The 24,927-nt window shown below is 65.9% G+C and carries 23 protein-coding genes; 20 read left to right on the plus strand and 3 right to left on the minus strand.

Going from position 1 to position 24,927, the window contains the following annotated elements:
- Position 1 precedes the first annotated feature (1 nt).
- From ACSVDO_RS05845 to ACSVDO_RS05855, 3 genes are all read right to left on the minus strand, one after another.
- The gene (locus ACSVDO_RS05845; protein WP_489595299.1) at positions 2-1,897 is read right to left on the minus strand and encodes a gamma-glutamyltransferase family protein; all 1,896 of its coding nucleotides are present in this window, start codon (positions 1,895-1,897) and stop codon (positions 2-4) included.
- A 9-nt stretch (positions 1,898-1,906) separates the two neighbouring features.
- A complete protein-coding gene (gltS, locus tag ACSVDO_RS05850; RefSeq protein WP_489595300.1) occupies positions 1,907-3,127 on the minus strand; it encodes a sodium/glutamate symporter in 1,221 nt (406 codons plus the stop codon).
- Positions 3,128-3,319: 192 nt separating this feature from the next.
- A complete protein-coding gene (locus ACSVDO_RS05855) occupies positions 3,320-4,294 on the minus strand; it encodes an NADPH:quinone oxidoreductase family protein (RefSeq protein WP_489595301.1) in 975 nt (324 codons plus the stop codon).
- 104 nt (positions 4,295-4,398) lie between these two features.
- On the opposite strand from ACSVDO_RS05855, the gene surE reads away from it, so the two are divergent.
- The 20 genes from surE to ACSVDO_RS05955 all read left to right on the plus strand — a co-directional run bounded on the left by surE (position 4,399) and on the right by ACSVDO_RS05955 (position 24,915).
- Positions 4,399-5,181, plus strand: coding sequence for a 5'/3'-nucleotidase SurE (gene surE / locus ACSVDO_RS05860; RefSeq protein WP_332535070.1), 783 nt, complete (start codon positions 4,399-4,401; stop codon positions 5,179-5,181).
- Positions 5,178-5,975, plus strand: a complete 798-nt coding sequence (locus ACSVDO_RS05865; RefSeq protein WP_489595302.1) for a protein-L-isoaspartate(D-aspartate) O-methyltransferase — start codon at positions 5,178-5,180, stop codon at positions 5,973-5,975. Before surE ends, ACSVDO_RS05865 begins: the two co-directional genes overlap by 4 nt.
- Before the next feature lie 12 nt (positions 5,976-5,987).
- Complete coding sequence (locus tag ACSVDO_RS05870) at positions 5,988-6,866, plus strand: peptidoglycan DD-metalloendopeptidase family protein (RefSeq protein ID WP_489595303.1); 879 nt, start codon at positions 5,988-5,990, stop codon at positions 6,864-6,866.
- Positions 6,867-6,926: 60 nt separating this feature from the next.
- Positions 6,927-7,925, plus strand: coding sequence for an RluA family pseudouridine synthase (locus ACSVDO_RS05875; RefSeq protein WP_332535074.1), 999 nt, complete (start codon positions 6,927-6,929; stop codon positions 7,923-7,925).
- 148 nt (positions 7,926-8,073) lie between these two features.
- Entirely contained in the window at positions 8,074-8,757 is a 684-nt protein-coding gene (gene scpB / locus ACSVDO_RS05880) for an SMC-Scp complex subunit ScpB (RefSeq protein WP_489595304.1), read from the plus strand.
- Positions 8,758-8,798: 41 nt separating this feature from the next.
- The gene (locus ACSVDO_RS05885; RefSeq protein ID WP_489595305.1) at positions 8,799-10,133 is read left to right on the plus strand and encodes a pseudouridine synthase; all 1,335 of its coding nucleotides are present in this window, start codon (positions 8,799-8,801) and stop codon (positions 10,131-10,133) included.
- A 98-nt stretch (positions 10,134-10,231) separates the two neighbouring features.
- Positions 10,232-10,657, plus strand: coding sequence for a nucleoside-diphosphate kinase (gene ndk, locus ACSVDO_RS05890; protein ID WP_213304770.1), 426 nt, complete (start codon positions 10,232-10,234; stop codon positions 10,655-10,657).
- An 81-nt stretch (positions 10,658-10,738) separates the two neighbouring features.
- Positions 10,739-11,860 (plus strand): dual-specificity RNA methyltransferase RlmN, encoded by a 1,122-nt coding sequence (gene rlmN / locus ACSVDO_RS05895; RefSeq protein WP_332681701.1) that lies wholly within the window; start codon positions 10,739-10,741, stop codon positions 11,858-11,860.
- Positions 11,861-11,881: 21 nt separating this feature from the next.
- Positions 11,882-12,709, plus strand: a complete 828-nt coding sequence (pilW, locus tag ACSVDO_RS05900) for a type IV pilus biogenesis/stability protein PilW (RefSeq protein WP_489595306.1) — start codon at positions 11,882-11,884, stop codon at positions 12,707-12,709.
- A gap of 13 nt (positions 12,710-12,722) precedes the next feature.
- Complete coding sequence (locus ACSVDO_RS05905; protein WP_489595307.1) at positions 12,723-13,688, plus strand: helix-turn-helix domain-containing protein; 966 nt, start codon at positions 12,723-12,725, stop codon at positions 13,686-13,688.
- Positions 13,689-13,718: 30 nt separating this feature from the next.
- Positions 13,719-14,957, plus strand: a complete 1,239-nt coding sequence (ispG, locus tag ACSVDO_RS05910; RefSeq protein ID WP_332535086.1) for a flavodoxin-dependent (E)-4-hydroxy-3-methylbut-2-enyl-diphosphate synthase — start codon at positions 13,719-13,721, stop codon at positions 14,955-14,957.
- Positions 14,958-15,073: 116 nt separating this feature from the next.
- Entirely contained in the window at positions 15,074-16,342 is a 1,269-nt protein-coding gene (gene hisS, locus ACSVDO_RS05915) for a histidine--tRNA ligase (RefSeq protein ID WP_332535088.1), read from the plus strand.
- 17 nt (positions 16,343-16,359) lie between these two features.
- A complete protein-coding gene (locus ACSVDO_RS05920; protein WP_332535090.1) occupies positions 16,360-17,034 on the plus strand; it encodes a YfgM family protein in 675 nt (224 codons plus the stop codon).
- Positions 17,031-18,173 carry an outer membrane protein assembly factor BamB gene (gene bamB, locus ACSVDO_RS05925; RefSeq protein WP_489595309.1) on the plus strand — a complete coding sequence of 381 codons (1,143 nt, stop codon included), beginning with the start codon at positions 17,031-17,033 and terminating at the stop codon, positions 18,171-18,173. Before ACSVDO_RS05920 ends, bamB begins: the two co-directional genes overlap by 4 nt.
- 13 nt (positions 18,174-18,186) lie before the next feature.
- Positions 18,187-19,530 carry a ribosome biogenesis GTPase Der gene (gene der, locus ACSVDO_RS05930; protein WP_332535093.1) on the plus strand — a complete coding sequence of 448 codons (1,344 nt, stop codon included), beginning with the start codon at positions 18,187-18,189 and terminating at the stop codon, positions 19,528-19,530.
- A 157-nt stretch (positions 19,531-19,687) separates the two neighbouring features.
- Positions 19,688-19,945 (plus strand): RNA chaperone Hfq, encoded by a 258-nt coding sequence (gene hfq / locus ACSVDO_RS05935; RefSeq protein ID WP_231044172.1) that lies wholly within the window; start codon positions 19,688-19,690, stop codon positions 19,943-19,945.
- A 60-nt stretch (positions 19,946-20,005) separates the two neighbouring features.
- Entirely contained in the window at positions 20,006-21,169 is a 1,164-nt protein-coding gene (gene hflX / locus ACSVDO_RS05940) for a GTPase HflX (protein ID WP_489595311.1), read from the plus strand.
- 72 nt (positions 21,170-21,241) lie between these two features.
- Positions 21,242-22,621: an FtsH protease activity modulator HflK gene (gene hflK, locus ACSVDO_RS05945; RefSeq protein ID WP_489595312.1), complete on the plus strand. Its 1,380-nt coding sequence runs from the start codon at positions 21,242-21,244 to the stop codon at positions 22,619-22,621.
- Between the two features lie 9 nt (positions 22,622-22,630).
- The gene (hflC, locus tag ACSVDO_RS05950) at positions 22,631-23,518 is read left to right on the plus strand and encodes a protease modulator HflC (protein ID WP_489595313.1); all 888 of its coding nucleotides are present in this window, start codon (positions 22,631-22,633) and stop codon (positions 23,516-23,518) included.
- A gap of 239 nt (positions 23,519-23,757) precedes the next feature.
- On the plus strand, positions 23,758-24,915 hold the full coding sequence (locus tag ACSVDO_RS05955) for an ATP phosphoribosyltransferase regulatory subunit (protein ID WP_489595314.1): 1,158 nt from the start codon (positions 23,758-23,760) through the stop codon (positions 24,913-24,915).
- The last annotated feature ends 12 nt before the right edge of the window (positions 24,916-24,927 follow it).

Genomic DNA, 24,927 nt, shown 5'->3' on the forward strand with positions numbered 1-24,927 from the left:
CTCAGTTGCCCATCACGCTGCCTTCGCGGCGCGCGTCGGAGCCGCTGAACCACATGGGCTGGCCATGGGCGCTGCCGCGCACGATCACCTGCAGGCCGCTGGTCATCTCGATCTGCTGGACTGCACCGCCGCGTGCCTGCAGCGCCCGCACCGTGGCCGCGGGAAAACGCTGCTGCTCGAGTTGCGTCGGGCCGCTGATGTTGCCGAAGTTGGGCAGGTCTATGGCCTGCTGGGGCATCAGCCCCCAGTGCAGCATGGCGTAGAGCGCCTTGCCGGTGTAGTGGATGATCTGCGCGCCGCCGGGGCTGCCGGCGCTGGCGAGCAGCTGGCCCGTGGCGTTGTCGAACACCAGCGTGGGTGACATCGACGAGCGCGGGCGCTTGCCGGCTTCCACGCGGTTGGCGACGGGGGCGCCATTGGCGCCGCGCGGGCTGAAGCTGAAATCGGTCAACTGGTTGTTGAGCAGAAAGCCGCCGCTGCGCGGGCGTTCGCTGCCCAGGCTGGTGTTGACCATGCGGCGCGCGCCGAACTGGGCTTCGATGGTGGTCGTGAGCGCCAGCGCATTGCCATGGGCGTCAACGATGCTGATGTGGCTGGTGCCGTATTCGGGCTGCTGTGCCATGGGCGCGAACGACACGCGCGCGGGCTGGGGCGATGGCGTTCCGGCCGCGGCCGTGGGCATGTGACGCGGGCCTATGAGCTGGGCGCGCTGGCTCAGATAGCCGGGCGCGAGCAGGCTGTGCCAGCTGCCGGCCGGCGGCCGCACGAAATCGGGGTCGGCGAGATAGAGCGCGCGGTCGGCATAGGCCAGGCGCGCGGCTTCGCTGTAATAGTGCAGCCATTCGGCGCCCGGCAGGCCGTCGTCGCCCAGCGGCAGTCCGTTGGCGGGCGTCTGCTGGAGCATGCCCAGGATCTGGCCTATGGCGATCGCCCCCGAACTCGGCGGCGGAAAGCCGCACAGCCGGTAGCTGTGCTGGCTTGCGGGAATCCGCACCTGGTAGTCATGGCACAGCGGCTGGCGCTCGCGCGGCTGGTAGCCCGAAAGATCGGCCAGGCTCAGCCGGCCGGCGCCGCCCGGATGGGTGCGCACGGCGTCGACGATGGCCCGCGCCGTCGGGCCTTCGAGCAGGCCGCGCGAACCCTCGGATGCAATGCCGCGCAGCACCTGGGCCAGCTCGGGGTTCTTGAGCAGATGGTCTATGGGCCAGGGCTTGCCCGCGGCGTCGTAGAAATAGGCGCGCGCCACGGGGTCGCGCGCCAGCAGCTTGTCGTTGCCCAGCAGCGTATGCAGGCGGTGGCTCACGGGGAAGCCATTCTCGGCCAGATCGATCGCGGGCTGAAACAGCTGCGCCCAGGGCAGCTTGCCATGCACGCGGTGGGCCTGCTCGAGCATGCGCACCGCGCCCGGCACGCCCACCGAGCGCCCGCTGGCCATGGCGGCGTTGAAGGCCAGCGGCTTGCCGTCGGCCTGCAGGAAAAGCTTTTCATCGACGGCAGCAGGCGCGGTTTCGCGGCCGTCGTAAGCCTGCACCTTGTCGCCCTGGGCATGCAGCAGAAAGGCGCCGCCGCCTATGCCGCTGGACTGCGGCTCGACCAGCGTCAGCACCATCTGCACGGCAATCGCGGCATCGAGGGCCGAGCCGCCGGCGCGCAGGATGTCGTAGCCGGCCTGCGTTGCCAGGGGATGGCCCGAGGCAACGGCGAAGTCCTGCGTGGCCCAGCCGGGCTTCTCGCTCCAGCCCGATGCGGCTTCGGGGGCGCTGGCGGCGGACGCGGCGGCGTCGTCCGCAGGCAGATGGCCGCAGGCGGCAAGCAGCGCGGCGGCAAGCAGGCTGGTCGCCACTGCCGCGCGCTGCCAGGAATTCAAACGGGTCGGTTCGGGCGCGTGCGGCAGCATGGATTCACCTCATGGCAATAGTTTGATGAACAGCTGAATCATCGCAGCATTCACGATGTCGATGAAAAACGCCCCTACCATGGGCACGATCAGGAACGACTTGTGCGAGGGGCCGTACTGGTTGGTGATGGCCTGCATGTTGGCAATCGCCGTGGGCGTGGCGCCCATGCCGAAGCCGCAGTGGCCCGCGGCGAGCACGGCGGCGTCGTAGTCCTTGCCCATCATGCGGAACGTCACGAAGGCCGCGTACAGCGCCATGGTCAGCGTCTGCGCAAGCAGGATCACCATCAGCGGCGCGGCCAGGCCGCTGAGTTCCCAGAGCTTGAGCGACAGCAGCGCAATGGCCAGGTAGACCGACAGGCCCACATTGCCGAACAGGTCGATCGCACGGTCGAACACCTGGAAGTTGAACAGGTAGTTCAGCGTGTTGCGCAGCAGCACGCCGCCGCCCAGCGCCCAGACGAAGGTCGGCAGCTGGAAGAACGTGCCCTGGGAAAAGGCGGTCATGAACTCGGCAAAGCCCAGGCAGGCGGCAAACAGCGCCAGCGTCTCGATTGCCGCCTCGGTGGTGATCAGCCGGACTTTCTGCGGATTCTCGAAGTTGGCGTCATTGGACAGGGAAGCCGTCGCGTCGTTGACCGCCGCGGCCGCGGGATTGGTCAGACGGTAGCGCGTGATCAGGCCCTTGGCCAGCGGGCCGCCGATCAGTCCGCCTATGACCAGGCCAAAGGTCGCGCAGGCAATGCCCAGCGTCACCGCACCTTGCACGCCATGCTCGTTCTCGAGCACCACGCCCCAGGCACCGGCCGTGCCGTGGCCGCCGACCAGCGTGATCGAGCCGGCAATCAGGCCGATCAGAGGATCCAGCCCCAGTGCGCCTGCCAGTCCAATGCCGACGGCGTTCTGCACCAGGATGAAGAAGGTGATGATGACCAGGAAGAACACCAGGCCGGCCCCGCCTTCGCGCAGCTTGGCGAAGTTGGCGCTCAGACCTATCGAGGCGAAGAACAGCAGCATGAAGCCGGTCTGCAGCTCGCTGCTGAACACGAAGGAGTAGCCGGTGAACTGGTGGATGGTGAAGATCACCGCTGCCGCGAGCAGGCCGCCGGCCACAGGCTCGGGAATATTGAAGTCGCGCAGGAAACGGATTCTGTGGACCAGGAATTTGCCGGCCAGCAGCACCAGGGCTGCGCAGATAAGGGTGTAGTAGGTGCTGAAGCTCAGTTGCATGCGGGATTTTCTGGGGGGAGCGAGGTGACTGCGCGCCCAGCCGCGGCGCCGGGCGTCAAGGCCCGGTACGCGGTGCGCGGCCTGGGGCAGGCGCGCGCGGCGCCAGCCGGGAAAAGGCGCGCAGTGTAGCACTCACTTTGCGGCCCGCTCAGAGCCAAAGCCCACAGCGGCGGCAGCTGTTTCCCCGTCAGTTCATCGTGTCAGCACCAGCTTGCCCATCACGGCGCGCGAGCCCATGCGCGCATAGGCGGCCTGCAGCTCGGCCATGGGCATGGTGGTGTCGATCACGGGCTTGATACGGCCTGCGCGGTACCAGTCCAGTAGCTCGGCCATCATCGCGGCGTTGGCTTGGGGTTCGCGCCGCTGGAACTCGCCCCAGAAGACGCCGACCAGCGATGCTCCCTTGAGCAGCGCCAGGTTCCAGGGCAGGGCGGGAATCGGGCCGGCCGCGAAACCGACCACGAGGTAGCGGCCGCGCCAGGCGATGGAGCGGAACGCGGGCTCGGCCAGATCGCCGCCCACCGGGTCGTAGATCACGTCCGGGCCCTTGCCGCCGGTGGCAGCCTTGAGGGCTTCGCGCAGGTCGCTGCTGCTGTAGTTGATGGTCGCGTCGGCGCCCAGGGTGGTGCACAGCGCGCACTTCTCGTCGCTCGAGGCCGCGGCAATCACGCGTGCGCCCGCGGCCTTGGCGATCTGGATCGCTGCCGTGCCCACGCCGCCGGCCGCGCCCAGCACCAGCAAGGTCTCGCCGGCGCGCAGCTGCGCGCGGTCTATCAGCGCGTGGTGGGAGGTCGCGTAGGTCATGATGAAGGCCGCGGCATCGACCAGCGGAAAATCAGCGGGCAGCGGCAGGCAGGCCGCGGCGGGAGCGATCACATGGCTGCCGAAGCCGCCCGTGCCCGTGAGACAGGCGACGTTCTGGCCTACCGTCAGATGCTCGACGCCCGCGCCCACGGCGCGCACCACGCCCGCGTACTCCGAGCCCGGCACGAACGGCAGCGGCGGCTTGATCTGGTATTTGTTCTGCACGATCAGGATGTCGGGGAAGTTCAGGCTTGCGGCCTTGATCTCTATGAGGACTTCGCCGGCCTGGGGCTGGGGCGTAGGCAGCTCCGTCCATTGCAGGGAATCGACGCCCGTGGGCGTGGTACACAGCCAAGCATGCATGCAGGTCTCCTGTCGTTTTGTTGCCTGAATGATAGAAGCGAGTGCCTGCCTGAGCTTGTCCCTGTGGCGACGGGTCGGAGGGCGCCTACAATCCGCTCCATCCCATGAAAATCCTCATTTCCAACGATGACGGTTATCAAGCGCCCGGACTCGTGGCGCTTTATGAATCGTTGAAGACCATTGCCGATGTGGAGGTGGTCGCTCCTGAGCACAACAACAGTGCCAAATCGAATGCCCTGACGCTGCACTCGCCTTTGTACGTGCACCAGGCCCCCAACGGCTTTCGCTATGTCAACGGCACGCCGGCCGATTGCGTGCACATTGCGCTGACCGGCCTGCTGGGCTACCGTCCCGACCTCGTGGTGTCGGGAATCAACAACGGCGCCAATATGGGCGACGACACGATCTACTCGGGCACCGTGGGCGCAGCCATGGAAGGCTACCTGTTCGGCGTGCCGGCGATCGCGTTTTCCCAGGTTGACAAGGGCTGGACCGAAATCGAAGCTGCTGCAGCCAAGGCGCGCGAAATCGTGCAGCAGATGCAGGCCCAGCAGCTCGTGGGCGACACGCCCTGGCTGCTCAACGTCAACATCCCCAATATGCCGCTCGCGGCCATGCGCTCGCTCAAGCTGTGTCGGCTAGGGCGCAGGCATGCGGCCGAGCGGGTCATCACCCAGGAAAGCCCTCGAGGAGAAGTCATGTACTGGATCGGCAGCGCGGGCGCGGCAAAGGACGACGCCGATGGCACGGATTTCCATGCCACGGCCCAGGGCCATGTGGCGATGACGCCGCTCAAGGTCGATCTGACCGACCACGACAATCTGCGCTACTGGGCGCAGACCGCGGCGCGCATGCTTGACCCCACCGACAAGGCGTCGACGCCGTGACGCAGCGTCCTCCCGGTTTCCCCTCGTGGATTGCGTCTTCGGCCAGTCCTTCCTCCGCCAAGTCCGGAGCCAAGCCAAGCGCCAAGCCCGGTGCCGGCCAGTCCGCGCGCGCGCCTGCAGCCATGCCCATGCCCATGGGCGTAGGCCTTGATTCGATTGCCGTGCGCAGCCGCATGGTGCAGCGGCTGGCACAAGGTGGTGTGAATTCGCAACAGGTGTTGCAGGCCATGTCCAGCGTCGAGCGCCACCATTTCGTCGACAGCGCGCTGGTCAATCAGGCCTATGAAGACACGAGTCTGCCCATAGGTCTGGGCCAGACGATCTCCAAGCCCAGCGTGGTGGCGCGCATGACTGCGCTGCTGCTGGGGGCCGAATGCGCACGCAACGGCCTGGGCCGCGTGCTCGAGATCGGCACCGGCTGCGGCTACCAGGCGGCGGTGCTTGGGCGCGTGGCGCAGGAGGTCTATTCGATAGAGCGCCTGCGCGGTCTGCACGAGAAAGCCCGCACGAATCTGCGCCCGCTGCGGCTGGCGCATGTGCATCTGCTCTTTGGTGACGGTATGCTAGGTTATGCCCAGGGAGCGCCGTATGCGGGAATTCTCGCCGCCGCGGGTGGCGACGCCATTCCCGATGCCTGGTGCGAGCAACTGGCCGTGGGCGGTCGTCTGGTCGCGCCCATGGGCAACGGCGCCGGCGGGCAAAGTTTGTTGGTCATTGACAAGACGCCCTATGGGCTCAAAAGGACGGTTCTCGAGGCAGTGAACTTTGTCCCACTAAAATCTGGTATTGCCTAAAAGGGATTGCTTATGTTGGTATCGCGAAGTCTTGGGGCTTGGGGATCTGTGCTGCTTGCGGGTTTTGTGCTTGCAGGCTGTGGTTCACAAGTGAACAGGGCTCCAGTGGAAGATCGGGGCACGGCTGCCTCGTCGGGAGGCTCTATGTCGTCGGCACCGGCCGCCAAGCCCTTGCCCGGCGCTGAAAATGCGGGCAAGCCCGGTTATTACACGGTCCGTCCCGGTGACACCCTGATCCGCATCGGATTGGAAACCGGCCAAAGCTGGAAGGACATTTCCCGCTGGAGCAATCTGGAAAATCCCAACCTGATCGAGGTGGGGCAGGTGCTGCGCGTGGTGCCGCCGGCGTCGTCGTCGTCGTCGGGCATGGCGCAGTCGTCGTCCGGCGACTCCGGCAGCGGCCGCACGGTCGCGCCTGTCGTGGTCTCCGGTGGCGATGCCACCGTGACGCCGCCGGCCACCGTGAGCCCGGCTCCAGCCGCACCCGCCAAGCCCGCGGCTTCGGCGCAAACCGGTGGCGACGATGATCTGGGCTTCATCTGGCCGGCCTCGGGCAGCCTGATCGCGGGCTTCGACGAAGCGCGCAACAAGGGCTACGACATCGCCGGCAAGGCCGGTGACCCGGTGCTCGCGGCGGCTGATGGTCGCGTGGTCTATGCCGGCGCCGGCCTGCGCGGCTACGGCAACCTGATCATCCTCAAGCACAACAACACCTACCTGACGGCCTACGCGCACAACCAGACCTTGCTCGTCAAGGAAGACCAGAGCGTGCGCAAGGGCCAGAAAATCGCCGAAATGGGCAGCACCGATGCCGATCGCGTGAAGCTGCATTTCGAAGTGCGTCGCCAGGGCAAGCCTGTCGATCCGTCGCGCTACCTGCCTTCCCGTTAATGCGCTGCGCGCAGCCGCCGTCCGTCGGGACGGCGCTGTGCCGCGCTCCACCCCCACATCATGAACTCTCATTCTCTCGAGCCGGATTCGTCTCTCAGTGAGGAGTCTGGCGCGCTGGAAGAAGAAGTTCTCGAAACGCGCCAGGCCCCGGTCAGCCTGGCCCAGCACGGCACACGCCTGGACAAGGCGCTGTGCGCGCTGGTGCCCGAATTCTCCCGCAGCTATCTGCAGCAACTGCTGGCGCTGGGCGCGGTCCAGCTCAACCAGCGCGTGGTTGAAAAGGCCGCGCTCAAGGTCAAGGCCGGCGACCAGTTGCAGATCGAGATGCGGCCCACGCTGCAAAGCCAGGCCTTCCAGCCCGAAGACCTGCCCATCGATGTCGTCTACGAAGACGCGCATCTGCTGGTCATCAACAAGGCCCCGGGCATGGTCGTGCATCCCGCGCCTGGCAATTGGAGCGGCACGCTGCTCAATGCGCTGCTGGCGCGCGACCCGGGCGCGGCCGTCGTGCCGCGCGCGGGCATCGTGCACCGGCTCGACAAGGACACCAGCGGCCTGATGGTGGTCGCGCGCGACCGCCTGACTATGGATGCGCTGGTGGCGCTGATCGCCGAGCGCAACGTCAGCCGCCAATACCTGGCGCTGGCGCACAAGCCCTGGCTGGGCGCCAGGACCTGCACGGTGAACCGTCCAATAGGCCGCGACCCGCGCAACCGGCTGAAAATGGCTGTCGTCGATCTGGGCCTGCATGCGGGCAAGACCGCGCAGACCGATTTCGCGCTGCTGTCCGGCTGCACCGAAGGCGCGCTGGTGCATTGCACGCTGCACACCGGGCGCACGCACCAGATTCGCGTGCACATGGCGTCCATAGGTCACCCGCTGGTCGCCGACACCACCTACGGCGGCCATCCGGCCGCGGGCATGCAGCGCCAGGCCCTGCATGCGTTCCGTCTGGCGTTCGTGCACCCCATGACCGGCAAGTCGCTGGAGTTTCGCGCGCCGCTGCCGGCCGACATGCAGGCAGCCTGCGATTCCTGGGGCTTAGCGCAGGACGCCTGAGCATTTTGCGCGGCCTGGGCTACAATTCGCCCCAGGTTCCGGTGTGCGCCGCGCGAGCGCCATGCCCGGATCACGCTGACGCACCTGCGTTTTCGCCTGTCTCCCCAGCCCCGCCACACCGGGGCGCGTTACCCCGAGTCGCTGCACGATGAATACGGTCGATGCCAAACGGGTTCTGGAAACTGCTCTGATATGCGCGCCTTTACCGGTCTCCGTGCGAGACCTGCGGGCGCTTTTTGACGATGCACTTGGAACCGACACTGTCAAAGGTCTGCTGCTGGAGTTGCGCGACGACTGGGCGCTGCGGGGCGTGGAGCTGGTGCAGGTGGCCTCTGGATGGCGCTTTCAAAGCCGTCCCGAGATGCGTGTGTATCTGGATCGCCTGCACCCCGAGAAGCCGCCACGCTATACGCGTGCGGCGCTCGAGACGCTGGCGATCATTGCCTACAAGCAGCCGGTCACGCGCGGCGACATCGAGGACATACGCGGTGTCACCGTGAACAGCCTGCTGATCAAGCAATTCGAGGATCGCGGCTGGGTCGAAGTCATAGGCCATCGCGAGACGGTGGGGCGGCCCGCGCTGCTCGCAACCACGCGGCAGTTTCTGGACGATCTGGGATTGCGCTCGCTGGATCAGCTGCCCGCGATGCAGGCAGGCGTGCCGCAGCCAGACCTTTTCAAGGCGCTGGATGAGAACGCAGCAGCCGCCGCCGCGCCCGAAACGGCAGCGGTCGCGGCAGAGGAATCGGGCGGCGGTGAAACGCCGCAGACGGCCGCGGTGCAGGGCACCACGGGCCTAGACGGGCAGGCTTCGCTTTTGCCCCAGGTTTGAACAAACAGGGTCTCGCAGTGATGCGACACAGGAAAAAAATGATGAATGATTCGACGGCGGATAAAGACGGCAACCCCAATGCGGTGCCTCCCGTGCCTGATGCAGACGAGCCAGCGCGCCCTGCAGCACGCCAGCGCCCCCAACCACGCCCACGTCCCCAGCAGGTCAAGGGCGCGTTCGGCAAGGGCCCGCGCCGCGCGACGGCGGTCGCCCCGGTGGCACCTGCCGCACCCGTGGCCGCGACCCAGGACGGCTTTGATTTTGCCGATGTGGTTTCGGGCGAGCTCGACGCCCAGGAGCAGATCGAGGATGCCGCGCTGCCCAAGCGCGTGCTCACGCCCCAGGCCGAATCGCCCAAGCTGCACAAGGTGCTGGCCCAGGCCGGCATGGGCTCGCGCCTCGAGATGGAAAAGCTGATCCTCGAAGGCAAGATTTCGGTCAACAAGGAACTGGCCCACGTGGGCCAGCGCGTACAGTACGGTGACCAGATCACGGTCAACGGCAAGCCCATCCGCTTTCGCATCGAAGCGCCCGAAGCGCGCGTGCTGGCCTACCACAAGCCCGCGGGCGAAGTCGTGAGCCATGACGATCCGCAGAACCGCCCCACGGTGTTCCGCCGCCTGCCGCGCCTGCACCAGGGCAAGTGGCAGTCCATCGGCCGGCTCGATCTGAACACCGAAGGCCTGCTGCTGTTCACCAACTCGGGTGATCTGGCCAACAACCTGATGCACCCGCGCTTCGGCCTGGAGCGCGAGTACGCGGTGCGCGTGCTCGGCGCGCTCAACAAGGAAGAAAAGCAGCGCCTGCTCGACGGCGTCAAGCTCGAGGATGGCGAAGCTTCGTTCGGCTCTATCGAGGACGGCGGCGGCGAAGGCGCGAACTGCTGGTACCGCGTGACGATTTCCGAAGGCCGCAACCGTGAAGTGCGGCGCATGTTCGAGGCCGTGGGCCACGCCGTGAGCCGGCTGATCCGCATCCGCTACGGCGCGATGCTGCTGCCGCGCGGTCTCAAGCGCGGAGCGTTCATGGAACTCGACGAGAAGGACATCCAGGCGCTGCGCCAGGCGGCCCGCGTTCCTGCCGAGAACCCCGAAGGCGAAGGCGAGCAGCGCCCGCCACGTGGCACGGGCCGTCCGGCCAACCCCCGGGGTACGGGCGGTGCTGGCCGTGCACCGGCACCGGCACCGGCACGCAAGGGCGGCGGCATTTTTGCCGCGCGCACCGCCGCGCCGCGTCCGGGCCGCAAGCCCACGCAGGCCAGCGAAGTGCAGGCCGATCCGCTCAAGACCGAACCCGGTTTCATTGGCGAGGACAGCCTGTCGCGCGCGCGCAAGGAAGCCAAGCGCGTCACGGCGCAGCGCCGCGGTCGCCGCTGACAGTCCCCGGTGGAGAGTCAGGTGTATGTCCGAGATCGCTAGAATAAGAGGTTTTGTTGTTACCGACAAAAATCTTTAAAACCCTCAAGGAAAACCAAATGGCTATCGAACGCACTCTCTCCATCATCAAGCCCGACGCCGTTGCAAAGAACGTCATCGGCCAAATCTACGCCCGCTTCGAAGGCGCTGGCCTGAAGATCGTCGCTGCCCGTCTGGTGCAACTGTCGCGCAACGAAGCTGAACAGTTCTACGCTGTGCACGCTGCACGTCCTTTCTTCAAGGACCTGGTCGACTTCATGATCTCCGGTCCCGTGATGATCACGGCCCTGGAAGGCGAAAACGCGATTCTGACGAACCGCGAACTGATGGGTGCAACCGACCCCAAGAAGGCTGAAGCCGGCACGATCCGCGCCGACTTCGCTGACAGCATCGACGCCAATGCAGTGCACGGCTCGGATGCTGCCGAAACCGCGGCAGTGGAAGTTGCTTTCTTCTTCCCCGGCCTGAACATCTACTCGCGTTGATCGCCTGGACGCTGTGCAGCGAAAGACCTCCGGGTCTTTTGCTGCCGGCGCCTTGCGGCCGGCGTGGACCCGCATGCCGATATGACTACCAACCTACTTGAATTTGATCTCGACGGACTGTGCGCCTATTGCGAACAGCTCGGGGAGAAGCGTTTCAGGGCGACGCAGCTGTTTCGCTGGATTCACCAGCGCGGTGCGAGCGACTTTGAACAAATGAGCGATCTCGCCAAGTCCCTGCGCGAGAAGCTCAAGGCGCGTGCCCATGTCACGGCGCTGCCGGTGATCACCGAGCATGTGTCCCAGGACGGCACCGTCAAATGGCTGTTCGATGTGGGCGATGGCAATGCGGTCGAAGCCGTGTTCATCCCCGAGGACGACCGTGGCACGCTGTGCATTTCGTCCCAGGCCGGTTGCGCCGTGGGCTGCCGTTTCTGCTCCACGGGCCACCAGGGCTTCAGTCGCAATCTGACGACGGGTGAAATCCTCGCCCAGCTGTGGTTCGCCGAACATGCGCTGCGCAAGCGCCTGGGCGTGAGCGAGCGCGTCATCTCCAACGTGGTGATGATGGGCATGGGCGAGCCGCTGCAAAACTACACGGCCCTCGTGCCCGCGCTGCGCGTGATGCTCGACGACCACGGCTACGGCATGTCGCGCCGGCGCGTGACGGTGTCCACATCCGGCGTCGTTCCCATGATGGACCGCCTGGGCCTGGACTGCCCCGTGGCGCTGGCCGTGTCGCTGCACGCGCCCAACGATGCGCTGCGCGACGACCTCGTGCCGCTGAACCGCAAATACCCGATCAGCGAGTTGCTGGCTTCCTGCCAGCGCTACCTCGAGCATGCGCCGCGCGACTTCATCACTTTCGAATACTGCATGCTCGACGGCGTCAACGACCAACCCGAGCATGCCCAGCAACTGGTGAATCTGGTGCGCAGCCATGGCAACGGCCGCCCATGGTGCAAACTCAACCTGATTCCGTTCAACCCGTTCCCGGCTTCGGGACTGCTGCGCTCGCCTTCGGCCCAGGTGACCGAGTTTGCGCGCATCCTGACCCAGGCGGGCATCGTGACCACCGTGCGCAAGACGCGTGGTGACGACATCGACGCGGCCTGCGGCCAACTCGCCGGCGACGTCAAGGACCGCACGCGCGCCGCGGAGCGCATGGCAAAACGTCGCACAATCATGATTGCTCCTTCTCCCTGAAGGAGCCATAAGGCTTACTGCATGAATCCTGGAAAAATCGGACGGCAAAGTTCCTACCTGGGCTGGGGCTTCGCAGCCTGCCTGGGGCTGGTGCTGCTCACCGGCTGTGCGGGTGGTCCGCGCGGCATCGACGGCGGCACGCATGCCGACCTCGTCACGCCTTCCGACGAATCCGATATACGCCGCCGTGCACGCATACGCATGGAGCTCGCGGCGAGTTATTTCCAGCTCGGCAGAACCGAAGTCGCGCTCGACGAAGTCAAGCAGTCGCTCGCGACCGATCCCAACTATGCCGAAGCCCACCAGCTGCGCGGCCTGATCTACATGCAGCTCGGCGATGCCGAGCTCGCCGAGGACGGTTTTCGCCGCGCGCTGGCGCTCGCGCCGCGCGATGCGAACGTGCTGCACAACTACGGCTGGCTGCTGTGCCAGCAAAAGCGCTATGCCCAGGCCGACCGGCTGTTCAACGAGGCGCTCGAGCAGCCGCGCTACCAGGCCAGGGCCAAGACCTGGATGGCCAAGGGGCTGTGCCTGCAGAGCGCGGGCCAGGTCAAGGCGTCCGAGGAAGCATTGTTCAAGGCCTATGAAATGGACGCCGGCAATCCGGTTGTCGCTTACAACCTGGCCAACGTGCTGTATGTTCAGGGGGATGTGACGCGTGCCCAGTTCTATATCCGCCGCCTGAACAACAGCGAGCAGGCCAACGCCGAGTCGCTGTGGCTGGGCATCAAGGTGGAGCGTGCGCTGGGAGACCGGCTGGCGATGGAGCAGCTGGCCGGCCCGCTGGGCAGGCGTTTTCCGGAATCGCGCGAGTGGTTGGCCTATCAACGGGGTGCATTCAATGAGTGAGAGAGAGTTGCAGATGTCCGGTGTTTTGGAGACGCAACAGAGTGAGGCGCCAGCGCGCGCCAGCGCCGGCCAGCAGCTGCGCAGCGCGCGCGAGGCCGCGGGCCTGCATGTGGCCGCGCTTGCGGGCGCGCTCAAGGTGCCGGTGCACAAGCTCGAGGCCCTCGAGGCCGACAATTACGCGGCTTTCCCCGATACCGTGTTCATGCGCGCGCTGGCTTCCAGCATCTGCCGCAGCCTGGGCATGGATGCCCAGCCGGTGCTCGACCAGCTGCCGCGCAACGCGCCCCAGGGCCTCAATCCCCAGCGCACGCATTTGAACGCGCCCATCAAGGAGCGTGCAGGCAAGAGCGGCGGCGGCATGACGGCCGGCAACAGCGGTGTCTCGACCAAGGCGGTGGCCGCGGTGGCGGTGCTGCTGATCGGCGCTGCAGCCGTTTATTTCCTGCCCAGCGGCATTCTTGACCGCGACGACAGCGGTCAAGACGCGCCGGCGACGGTGAGCCAGCCTGTCGACGCTGCGGCCGTGCAGACACCTGTGGCGCCCGCGGTCATCGATACGCCGGCGGCAGCGCTGCCCGCCGAGCCCGCGGCCGCAGCGCCGGCTGCCGCAGCATCGGCTGCCGCACCTGTCGCCGCCGAAACGCCTGCGCCCGCCGCCGGTACGCCCGTTGCCGGTACGCCCGTTGCCGGTATGCCCGCCGCCGGTACGCCGGTCGCCGCCGCGCCGCTGCCGCCCGGCCAGCAGTCGCTGGTCTTCAATGCCTCGGCCCCTTCCTGGGTACAGGTCAAGGATGCACGCGGTGCCGTGGTGTTGAGCAAGAATCTGGCAGCCGGGGAGTCCGCCCAGGTCGCGGCGCAGCTGCCGGTGCAGGTGGTGGTGGGTCGCGTCGCGGTCACCACGCTGCAGGTCGGCGGCCAGGCTTTCGACCTTGCGGCCGCGGCCCAGGGTAAAGACGTAGCACGCTTCGAGGTGAAATAAGTGAACAGCAAAGAACAGCTGCCCATCCCCATGTCCGCTCCCGCGGCGCGGCGTTCGCGCCAGGCGCGCGTGGTCTGGGGAGACCGCGTGGTGACGGTGGGCGGCGATGCGCCGGTGCGCATCCAGTCGATGACCAATACCGACACGGTCGAGGCCGTGGAAACCGCGATACAGATCCGTGAACTGGCCCAGGCCGGCTCGGAAATGGTGCGCATCACCGTGAACACGCCCGAGGCGGCCGCGGCCGTGCCTTATATCCGCGAGCAGCTCGACCGCATGGGCGAGAACGTGCCGCTGGTCGGCGACTTCCATTACAACGGTCACCGCCTGCTGACCGATTATCCGGAATGCGCCAAGGCGCTGTCCAAATACCGCATCAACCCCGGCAACGTCGGCAAGGGCGACAAGCGCGACAAGCAGTTCGGCCAGATGATTGAAGCCGCCGCGCGCTACGACAAGGCGGTGCGCATTGGCGTCAACTGGGGCAGTCTCGATCAGGAATTGCTCGCCAGCCTGATGGACGAGAACGGCCGCCGCGCCCAGCCCTGGGACCCGCGCCAGGTAATGTACGAAGCGCTGATCACGTCGGCCATCGACTCCGCGCGCCTGGCCGAAAGCATGGGCCTGGCCGGCAACCAGATCATCCTGTCGTGCAAGGTCAGCGGCGTGCAGGACCTGATTTCGGTCTACCGCGAGCTGTCGCGCCGCTGCGACTATGCGCTGCACCTGGGCCTGACCGAAGCCGGCATGGGCACCAAGGGTACGGTGGCCTCGGCCGCGGCGCTGTCGGTTCTGCTGCAGGAAGGCATTGGCGACACCATCCGCGTCTCGCTCACGCCCCAGCCCGGCGAGGCACGCACCCAGGAAGTGGTGGTTGCCGCGGAAATCCTGCAGTCGCTGGGAATGCGCATGTTCGTGCCCAGCGTCACGGCCTGCCCGGGGTGCGGGCGCACCACCAGCACCACGTTCCAGGAGCTGGCCAAGCGCATCGACGACCATCTGCGCGCGCAGATGCCGGTCTGGCGCCTGAACTATCCGGGCGTGGAAGCGATGCGCGTGGCCGTCATGGGCTGCATCGTCAACGGCCCGGGCGAAAGCAAGCATGCCGACATCGGCATCAGCCTGCCGGGCAACGGCGAAGCACCGGCCGCGCCGGTGTTCATCGACGGCGAAAAGGCCTTGACGCTGCGCGGGGACAACATCGCCGAGGAATTCCACGCGCTGGTCGACAACTATGTGCGCCGCCGTTACGGCGCCCAGGCGCAATAAGTCGCTGCCCGCTGCGCTGCCCGCGCAGCGCCTGAATCTTGATCTCACCCATTTTTGCCGTGACCACTGAAACCAAAACCTCTCCCAAGCCGGGAAAGATTGTTGCCGTCAAAGGCATGAACGATATTCTTCCCCCCGATTCCGCACGCTGGGAATGGCTGGAGGAAAAAGTGCGCAGCCTGATGCAGCGCTATGCCTACCGCAACATCCGCACGCCCATCGTCGAGCCCACGCCGCTGTTCGTGCGCGGTCTGGGCGAGGTCACCGATATTGTCGAGAAGGAAATGTATTCCTTCGAGGACCGGCTCAACGGCGAGCAGCTCACGCTGCGCCCCGAAGCCACGGCCGGCGTGGTGCGCGCGGTGGTCGAAAGCAATCTGCTGTATGACGGCGGCAAGCGCCTGTACTACATGGGCCCGATGTTCCGCCACGAGCGCCCGCAGCGCGGCCGCTACCGCCAGTTCCACCAGATCGGTGCCGAGGCGCTGGGCTTTCACGGCCCCGAAGTCGATGCCGAACTGATTCTTCTGGCCGACGCGCTGTGGAAGGAACTGGGCCTGCAGCAGGTGCGCCTGGAACTCAACAGCCTGGGCCAGCCCGACGAGCGCCGCGCGCACCGCGCCGCGCTGATCACCTATCTGGAGCAGCACCAGGACCTGCTCGACGAGGAAGCCAAGCGCCGCCTGCACAGCAACCCGCTGCGCATTCTCGACACCAAGAACCCGGCCATGCAGGCCATGGTCCAGGCCGCGCCGCGGCTGCTCGACTTCCTGGGCGAAGCGTCGCTGGCCCACCTCAACGCCGTCACCGCCATCCTCGACGCCAACGGCGTGGTCTGGAGCATCAACCCGCGCCTGGTGCGCGGCATGGACTACTACAACCTCACGGTGTTCGAGTTCATCACCGACCAGCTCGGCTCGCAGGGCACGATCTGCGGCGGCGGCCGCTATGACTACCTGATCGAGCAGATCGGCGGCAAGTCGGCACCGGCCGTGGGTTGGGCGCTGGGTGTCGAGCGCGTGCTCGAACTGGTCAAGGAAGCCGGCCTGGCGACGGCCGCGCCCGTGCCCGACGCCTATGCGGTCGTGCCCGATGCGGCCGCGCTGCCCCAGGTCAGCCAGGTGATACAGGCGCTGCGCGGCGCCGGCGTCAGCGTGCAGCTGCACAGCCCCTCGGGCGCTGCGGGCGAGGGCATGGGCAGCATGAAGTCGCAGTTCAAGAAAGCCGATGCGAGCGGCGCGCGCTTTGCGCTGGTGTTCGGTTCGGACGAACTCGCGCAGGGCCAGGTCACGGTCAAATCGCTGCGCGACGGCAGCGGCGCCCAGACCACGCAATCCCTCAGCGCCGTGGCGCAGTGGGCGACCCTTCTACAATCGACAGACTAAAAACACCCAGCATAGCCATGGCCCAACATTTCGATCTTGAAGAACAAGAGCAACTTGACCAGCTCAAGCATTTCTGGAACAAATGGGGCACCCCGATCACGGGTGCCCTGATTGTTGTGTTCGGCAGCTTCGCGGCCTGGAATGGCTACCAATACTGGCAGGCGCGCCAGGCCACGCAGGCCGCGGCGCTCGCGGATGCAGTGACCCAGGCTGTCGAAGGCAAGCAGCTCGACCGCATAGGCCAGGCGCTGACCGATCTGAAGAGCAGCTATTCCGGCACCCAGCAGGCCGCGCAGTCGGGTCTGCTGGCCGCCAAGGCCTATGCCGATGCGGGCCAATGGGACCAGGCCAAGGATGCGCTGAGCTGGGTTGCCGACAAGGGCAGCGACAACGGTCTGCAGGCGCTTGCGCGCTTGCGCCTGGCCGCGGTGCTGCTCGAGCAAAAGCAGCCCGATGCCGCGCTGCAGCAACTGTCGGCCGCGTTCCCCGCGGAGTTCACGGCCGTGGCCGCCGACCGCCGTGGCGACGTCTATGCGCTGCAGGACAAGAAGACCGAAGCCGTGGCTGAATACGAAAAAGCCTACAAGGCATTCGACAGCCAGATCGACTATCGCCGCCTGGTGGAATTCAAGCTCAATGCACTGGGCGTGCAAGTCCAGGCCAAGGCCAGCCCAACGGAAGCCAAACTATGACCCGCAGCCTGCCAACGCGCCTGGTGCGCAGCCTCTGTACTTTCGGCCTGATCGTGAGCCTCGGCGGCTGTGCGTTCTGGAACTCCAGCAAGGTCAAGCCCTCGGATCTGGGGCCCAATGTGGCCCTGCTGCCCGTGCAGAAGGCCTGGACGGCTAAAATCGCGCCCCTTGGGCAATTGCCCCTGGTGCCGCATGTGCATGGCACGACCGTGGTGCTGGCAAGCATAGATGGCAGCCTGCAGGCGCTGGACGCCAGCTCGGGTGCCTCGCTGTGGCAGGCCAAGGTCGGCCAGCCGCTGACGGCCGGCGTGGGCGGCAATGAACGCCTGCAGGCCGTGGTCACGCGCGCTAACGAAGTGGTGCTGCTGGAGCAGGGCCGTGAAGTCTGGCGCAAGCGCCTGCCCGCGGCGTCGTACACGCCGCCGCTGGTCGCTGGCGGCCGCGTGTTCGTGCTGTCGGCCGACCGCGCGCTCACGGCCTTCGATGCCGAGAATGGACGCCAGCTGTGGGTGCAGCAACGTACCGGCGAATCGCTGGTGCTGCGCCAGGCGGGCGTGCTCACGGCCGTCGGCGATACGCTGATGGCCGGTCTCGCGGGCCGGCTCGTGGGCCTGAATCCCGACAACGGCGCCGTGCTGTGGGAAGCCGCTTTGGCCAGCCCGCGCGGCACCAACGATGTCGAGCGCCTGGTCGACCTGGTGGGGCCGCTGAGCCGCGAAGGCGGGCAGCTGTGCGCCCGCACCTTCCAGGCCTCGGTGGCCTGCGTGGACGTGGGCAGTGCACGTCTGCAGTGGGCCCAGCCGGCCCGGGGCGCGCAAGGCGTGGGTGGTGACGCCGAACGCATTGTCGGCTCCGAAGGCAATGGAACAGTGATCGCATGGCGGCGTGCCGATGGCAGCCGCCTGTGGTCAACGGATCGCCTGCAACTGCGCAAGCTGACAGCACCTTTGCTGTTGGGGCGCTCAGTGGTGGTGGGCGATGACGAAGGTCTGGTGCATCTGTTGTCCAAAGAGGATGGTTCTCCGTTGAACCGCCTGACGACCGATGACTCCGGGATTGCTGCAGCACCGGTGGTGGCTGCGGATACGCTGGTGGTCGTGACGCGCAATGGTGGCGTGTACGGCTTCCGGCCGGATTGATAGGTATTCTGGGATGAAGCCAGTTATTGCCCTTGTAGGGCGCCCGAATGTGGGCAAATCGACGCTGTTCAATCGGCTCACGAAGTCGAGAGATGCGATCGTCGCCGACTATGCCGGGTTGACGCGGGACCGTCATTACGGCCAGGGCAAGCAGGGCAAGCACGAGTACATCGTGATTGACACCGGCGGCTTCGAACCCGATGCAACCAGCGGCATTTTCAAGGAAATGGCCAAGCAGACGCAACAGGCCGTGGCCGAAGCCGATGTGGTCATCTTCGTGGTCGATGCGCGCGCCGGTGTCTCGGCACAGGACCATGACATCGCCAAGTACCTGCGGCGTCTGGGCAAGCCCTGCCTGCTGATCGCCAACAAGGCCGAAGGCATGCTTGAAGGCGTGCAGCTGACCGAGTTCTACGAACTCGGTCTGGGCGCGGTGCACCCGGTGTCCGCGGCCCACGGCCAGGGTATTCGCGGCCTGGTCGAGCTCGCGCTCGAACCGCTGCACCTGCCCGAGCCCGAAGAGGAATCGCTGGAAGAGGGCGAACTCGGCCCGATCAAGCTGGCCGTCGCCGGCCGTCCCAATGCCGGCAAGTCGACGCTGATCAACACCTGGCTGGGTGAAGAGCGCCTGGTCGCATTCGACATGCCGGGCACGACGCGCGACGCGATTTCCGTGCCGTTCGAGCGCAACGGCCAGAAGTTCGAGCTGATCGACACTGCCGGCCTGCGCCGCAAGGGCAAGGTGTTCGAAGCCATCGAGAAGTTCTCGGTGGTCAAGACGCTGCAGGCCATCGAGTCGGCCAATGTCGTGCTGCTGCTGATCGATGCGACGCAGGGCGTGACCGAGCAGGACTCGCACATCGCCGGGTTCATCCTGGAAAGCGGTCGCGCCGTGGTGCTGGCCGTGAACAAGTGGGATGCGGTCGACGAGTACCAGCGCGAGCTGCTGCAGCGCTCGATCGAGTCGCGCCTGTCGTTCCTCAAGTTCGCGTCCATGCACTTCATCTCGGCGCGCAAGCGCCAGGGCCTGGGCCCGGTATGGGCATCGATCGCCCAGGCGCACAAGGCGGCCACCTGCAAGATGTCCACGCCCGTCCTCACGCGCCTGCTGCTCGAAGCGGTTCAGTTCCAGGCGCCCAAGCGCGCCGGCATGTTCCGCCCCAAGATGCGTTACGCCCACCAGGGCGGCATGAACCCGCCGGTCATCGTGATCCATGGCAACTCGCTCGAGCATGTGACGGACGTGTACAAGCGCTTCCTCGAAGGGCGTTTCCGCAAGGAGTTCAATCTCGTGGGCACGCCGCTGCGCATCGAGATGAAGACTTCGGCGAATCCTTACGCCGACAAAGACAAATAATCGCCGCAAGACCTCGACGAAAGTGGCCCCCAAGGGCCACTTTTGCATTGGGCGGCCCGGCGGCAAAAGACCTCGGTGCCCCCCGGTAATCCGGGGTCCGCAAGGCTTGTGGTAAGGTGTCGGTTTACAACAACACTCCTTGAACACGGAGAATATCGTGAGCAATAAAGGCCAACTCCTCCAAGATCCGTTCCTGAACGCGCTGCGTCGCGAGCATGTGCCGGTCTCGATTTATCTCGTCAACGGCATCAAGCTCCAGGGGCAGATCGAGTCTTTTGACCAGTACGTCGTGCTTCTGCGCAATACCGTCACCCAAATGGTGTACAAGCACGCCATTTCCACCATTGTTCCCGGCCGTGCCGTGAACTTCTCCACAGCCGAAACCGCTGCGGACAACGAAGCCGCTGGCGCTTGAGATTGCACCACCCAGTCTTTTCCCCCGCGACCGGGAGTCGCGTACTGACGGAGGGTCTGCATGGGCACTCCTGATACTCCCAACGGCCCCGCCACACCGGTCCTTCTGGTCGGTGTGGATTTCGGGCTGCCCCATTTTGATTCCGAGCTCGAAGAGCTCGGATTGCTCGCCCAGACCGCAGGCCTGGAGCCCGTCGCGCGCCTGACCTGCAAGCGCAAGGTGCCCGACGCGGCGCTTTTCGTCGGCAGCGGCAAGGCCGACGAGATCCGCATGCTCGCACAGATGCATGGTGCGCAGGAAATCCTGTTCGACCAGGCGCTGAGCCCGGCGCAGCAGCGCAACCTCGAGCGCCATCTGGACATGCCGGTCACCGACCGCACGCTGCTGATCCTCGAGATTTTCGGCCAGCGCGCGCGCAGCCATGAAGGCAAGCTCCAGGTGGAGCTCGCGCGCCTGCAGTATCTGGCCACACGCCTGGTGCGCCGCTGGTCCCATCTGGAGCGCCAGCGCGGTGGTATCGGTGCGCGCGGCGGTCCGGGTGAAACCCAGATCGAGCTCGATCGCCGGATGATCGACAAATCGATCAAGAGCACGCGCGAGCGCCTGGTCAAGGTCAAGAAGCAGCGCGCCACGCAGCGCCGCCAGCGCGAGCGCCAGGACGTGTTCAACGTCTCGCTGGTCGGCTACACCAATGCCGGCAAGTCGACGCTGTTCAATGCGCTGGTCAAGGCCCGCGCCTACGCGGCCGACCAGCTGTTCGCGACGCTGGACACGACCACGCGCCAGTTGTATTTGAGCGATGCGCGCCAATCTGTGTCCCTGTCGGATACCGTGGGCTTCATCCGCGATCTGCCACACGGCCTGGTCGATGCGTTCCAGGCGACGCTGCAGGAGGCGATAGACGCCGATCTGCTGCTGCATGTGGTCGATGCGTCGAATCCCGCATTCCCCGAGCAGATCGCTGAAGTGCAGAAAGTGCTTGCCGAAATCGGTGCTGACGGGATTCCCCAGTTGCTGATCTTCAACAAGCTCGATGCCATGCCCGCTGAATTGCGGCCGGTATTGCTGCAGGATACATATGAGTGGGACGGTCAACCCGTGCCACGGCTGTTCGTCAGCGCGCGCGCGGGTGAAGGTCTGCCAGCATTGCGCCAGTCGCTCACCGAGAGCGTTCTGGCAGCGAAGGGGGCGGATAAGATCCCCGAGAACCCCGCTGATTTATGAGGCGCCAAGCCCTGTTTGGGCAAAATGCCGAAGGGATCCCTGTCTTTTTGCAAAATACTTGAGACTTTTCGCATGAATTTTTCACACCGCGCGTCCCGTTGGGCGCTGCTGCCCAAGCGCCTTCGGGGGATGTTCAACCTGAACGATCCCCGCTGGGGTCGGGGCGATGACAAGGACTCGGACGGCTCGGGACAAGGTCCCCGGCCCGACGGCGACCGCCCGATTCCTCCGGCGAACGGCCGCGATCGCCGGCCGCAAGGCCAGGGCCAGGGCAATCCTCCGGACCTGGACGAGCTGTGGGGTGAGCTCAACCGCAAGCTGGCGGGACTGTTCCGCGGCAAGAATGGCGGCAACGGCCAGCCGCCCGGCGGCAATGGCGGCTTCCAGCCCGACATGAAGAATGCCGGTGCCGGCATCGGTGTGATCGCCGGCGTCGCCGTGCTGATCTGGCTGGGCACGGGCTTCTTCATCGTGCAGGAAGGCCAGCAGGCCGTGATCACCCAGTTCGGCAAGTACCAGAGTACGGTCGGTGCGGGTTTCAACTGGCGCCTGCCTTATCCCATCCAGCGCCATGAACTGGTGTTCGTGACGCAGATCCGCTCCACCGATGTCGGCCGCGACAACGTGATCAAGAGCACGGGTCTGCGCGAATCGGCCATGCTGACGCAGGACGAGAACATCGTCGAAATCAAGTTTGCCGTGCAGTACCGCCTGAGCGACGCGCGCGCCTGGCTGTTCGAGAGCAAGAACCCGGCCGAGGCCGTGGTCCAGGCCGCCGAAACGTCGGTGCGTGAAGTCGTCGGCAAGATGCGCATGGATGCGGCGCTGTCCGAAGAGCGTGACCAGATCGCGCCGCGCGTGCGCCAGCTGATGCAGACCATTCTCGACCGCTACAAGGTCGGCGTGGAAGTCGTGGGCATCAACCTGCAGCAGGGCGGCGTGCGTCCGCCCGAGCAGGTGCAGGCCTCGTTCGACGACGTGCTCAAGGCCGCGCAGGAGCGCGAGCGCGCGAAGAACGAAGCCCAGGCCTATGCCAACGACGTCGTGCCGCGCGCGGTCGGTGTCGCTTCGCGCATGCAGGAAGAAGCCGCGGGCTACAAGGAACGCATCGTGGCCCAGGCCCAGGGTGACGGCCAGCGCTTCAGCTCGCTGCTGACCGAATACCAGAAGGCGCCCCAGGTCACGCGCGACCGCCTGTATCTCGAAAGCATGCAGCAGATCTACGGCAACGTGACCAAGGTGCTGGTCGATTCGAGCAAGGGCTCGAACCTGCTGTACCTGCCGCTCGACAAGATCATGCAGTCCGCGGGCCAGGCGGGTGGCGCGACCGACAGCTCCGCAGCGGGCGCCGCCAGCGCCCCGGCCGCAGGCACGGTGACCGTGCCTTCCTCCACCCTGAATGATGCCCGTGCGCGCGACAATGGTCGTTCGCGCGAGCGCGATGCCCGCTAGGAGATTCTTGTGAACAGAGTCGGATTTATTGTCTCCACCCTGCTGGTGGTGCTGGCCTTGCTCAGCTCCATGCTGTTTGTTGTCGATCAGCGCCAGTTCGGCGTGGTCTACGCGCTCGGCCAGATCAAGGAAGTGATCACCGAGCCGGGCCTGCACATCAAGATGCCCCCGCCGTTCCAGAACGTGCGCTACCTCGACAAGCGTCTGCTGACGCTCGACAGCACCGATACCGAGCCCATGCTGACCGCTGAAAAGCAGCGCGTGGTGATCGACTGGTATGTGCGCTGGCGCATCTCCGAGCCTTCGGAGTACATCCGCAACGTGGGCCTGGACGAGACCGCGGGCACGATGCAGCTCAACCGCGTGGTGCGCAATGCTTTCCAGGAGGAAATCAACAAGCGCACCGTCAAGGATCTGCTGGCCGACAAGCGTGAAGCGCTGATGGCCGATGTGAAACGCGAAGTGCTCGAATCCGTGCGCGGCGCCAAGCCCTGGGGCATGGACGTGGTCGATGTGCGCATCACGCGCGTCGACTATGCGGAATCGATCACCGAGTCGGTCTACCGCCGCATGGAAGCCGAGCGCAAGCGCGTGGCCAACGAGCTGCGTTCGACCGGCGGCGCCGAAGGCGAAAAGATCCGCGCCGACGCCGATCGCCAGCGCGAAGTCACGATCGCCAACGCCTACCGCGACGCGCAGAAGATCAAGGGCGAAGGCGATGCCGAAGCCGCGCGCATCTATGCCGAGGCCTTTGGCCGCGATCCGCAGTTCGCGCAGTTCTACCGCAGCCTCGAAGCCTACAAGGCCAGCTTCAGCAAGAAGAGCGACGTGATGGTGCTCGACCCCGCGTCGTCGGAATTCTTCAAGGCCATGCGCAACGGCGCCGCGGCCAAGTAGGCATCCCGACTGCGCCTGGCCTGTACGGGCGCATGACCGGAAAAAAAAGAGGGGCTCAGGCCCCTCTTTGCATTGGCGGGCACGTTGGATGGCCGGGGCCGGGCTGCGGACTTTCCGCACCCAATACCTGTCATTAAGCAAGCAATACTGTGTGACGAGGCTAGGCCTTGGTGCAAGGAAGGGTGGGATGTCGCGGCTATCCCGTAGAATCGCGTTTTTAACAGCCTCCCCTTTTTTCCATGTCTGCTTGGGTCCTGCCGGATCACATCGCCGATGTATTGCCTTCCGAGGCACGGCACATCGAAGAATTGCGTCGAGGATTGCTCGATACGGCGCGTAGCTACGGGTATGAGCTGGTCATGCCTCCCCTTCTGGAGCATCTGGAGTCCCTGCTGACGGGTACCGGCGAAGCCCTGGACCTGCAGACGTTCAAGCTGGTTGACCAGCTTTCCGGACGTTCGCTGGGTCTGCGCGCCGATACCACCCAGCAGGTGGCCCGCATCGACGCCCATCTGCTCAATCGCCGAGGCGTCACACGCCTTTGCTATTGCGGCCCGGTGCTCCATACCCGTCCTGATCGTCCACGCGCCACGCGTGAGCCGCTGCAGTTCGGCGCGGAAATCTATGGCCATGCCGGCCTGGAGGCCGACCTCGAAGCCCTGCTGCTCGCGCTGGCCTGCCTGCGCAGCGCCCAGGTGAGCAACGTCAGCGTCGACATGGCCGATGTGCGCGTGGTGCGCAGCCTGCTCGCCGGTGTGGATGTCGACGCCCAGGTGCTGCATGCCGTGCACGCCGCGCTGGCCACCAAGGATGCGAGCGAGCTGGCCCAGCTGACGCGTGATTTTCCCGCGGCTTCGCGCAACGGCCTGATGGCCTTGCTGCAGCTGTACGGCGACGTGCAGGTGCTGGACGAAGCCGAGAAGGTGCTCGCGGGCGTGCCCGGCGTGGCCGAAGTGCTGACCCACCTCAAGTGGCTGGCAGCGCGGCTCGACGGCGTGAACGTGACCTTCGATCTCGCCGACCTGCGCGGCTATGGCTACTACAGCGGCACGCGCTTCGCGATGTACGTGCCCGGTGCCAGCGATGCGCTGGTGCGCGGCGGCCGTTACGACGAAGTCGGTGCGGTGTTCGGTCGCAACCGGCCCGCGGCCGGCTTCAGCCTGGACATCAAGCAACTGGTGAGCGTGGTGCCCACGCGCGCCCTCAAGGCCGCGATCCGCGCGCCCTGGGGCGATGCGCAGGACGTGAGCGCGGCCATTGCCGCCTTGCGCCAGCAGGGCGAGACGGTGGTCTGCGTGCTGCCGGGCCACGGAAGCGAAGTAGACGAATTTCACTGCGACCGAGAACTGGTGCAAGTCGCCGGGCAATGGGTCGTACAAGCCATTTCAGGCATTTGACATTTCATCGGA

It is taken from the genome of Comamonas sp. DB36, from assembly GCF_057914905.1.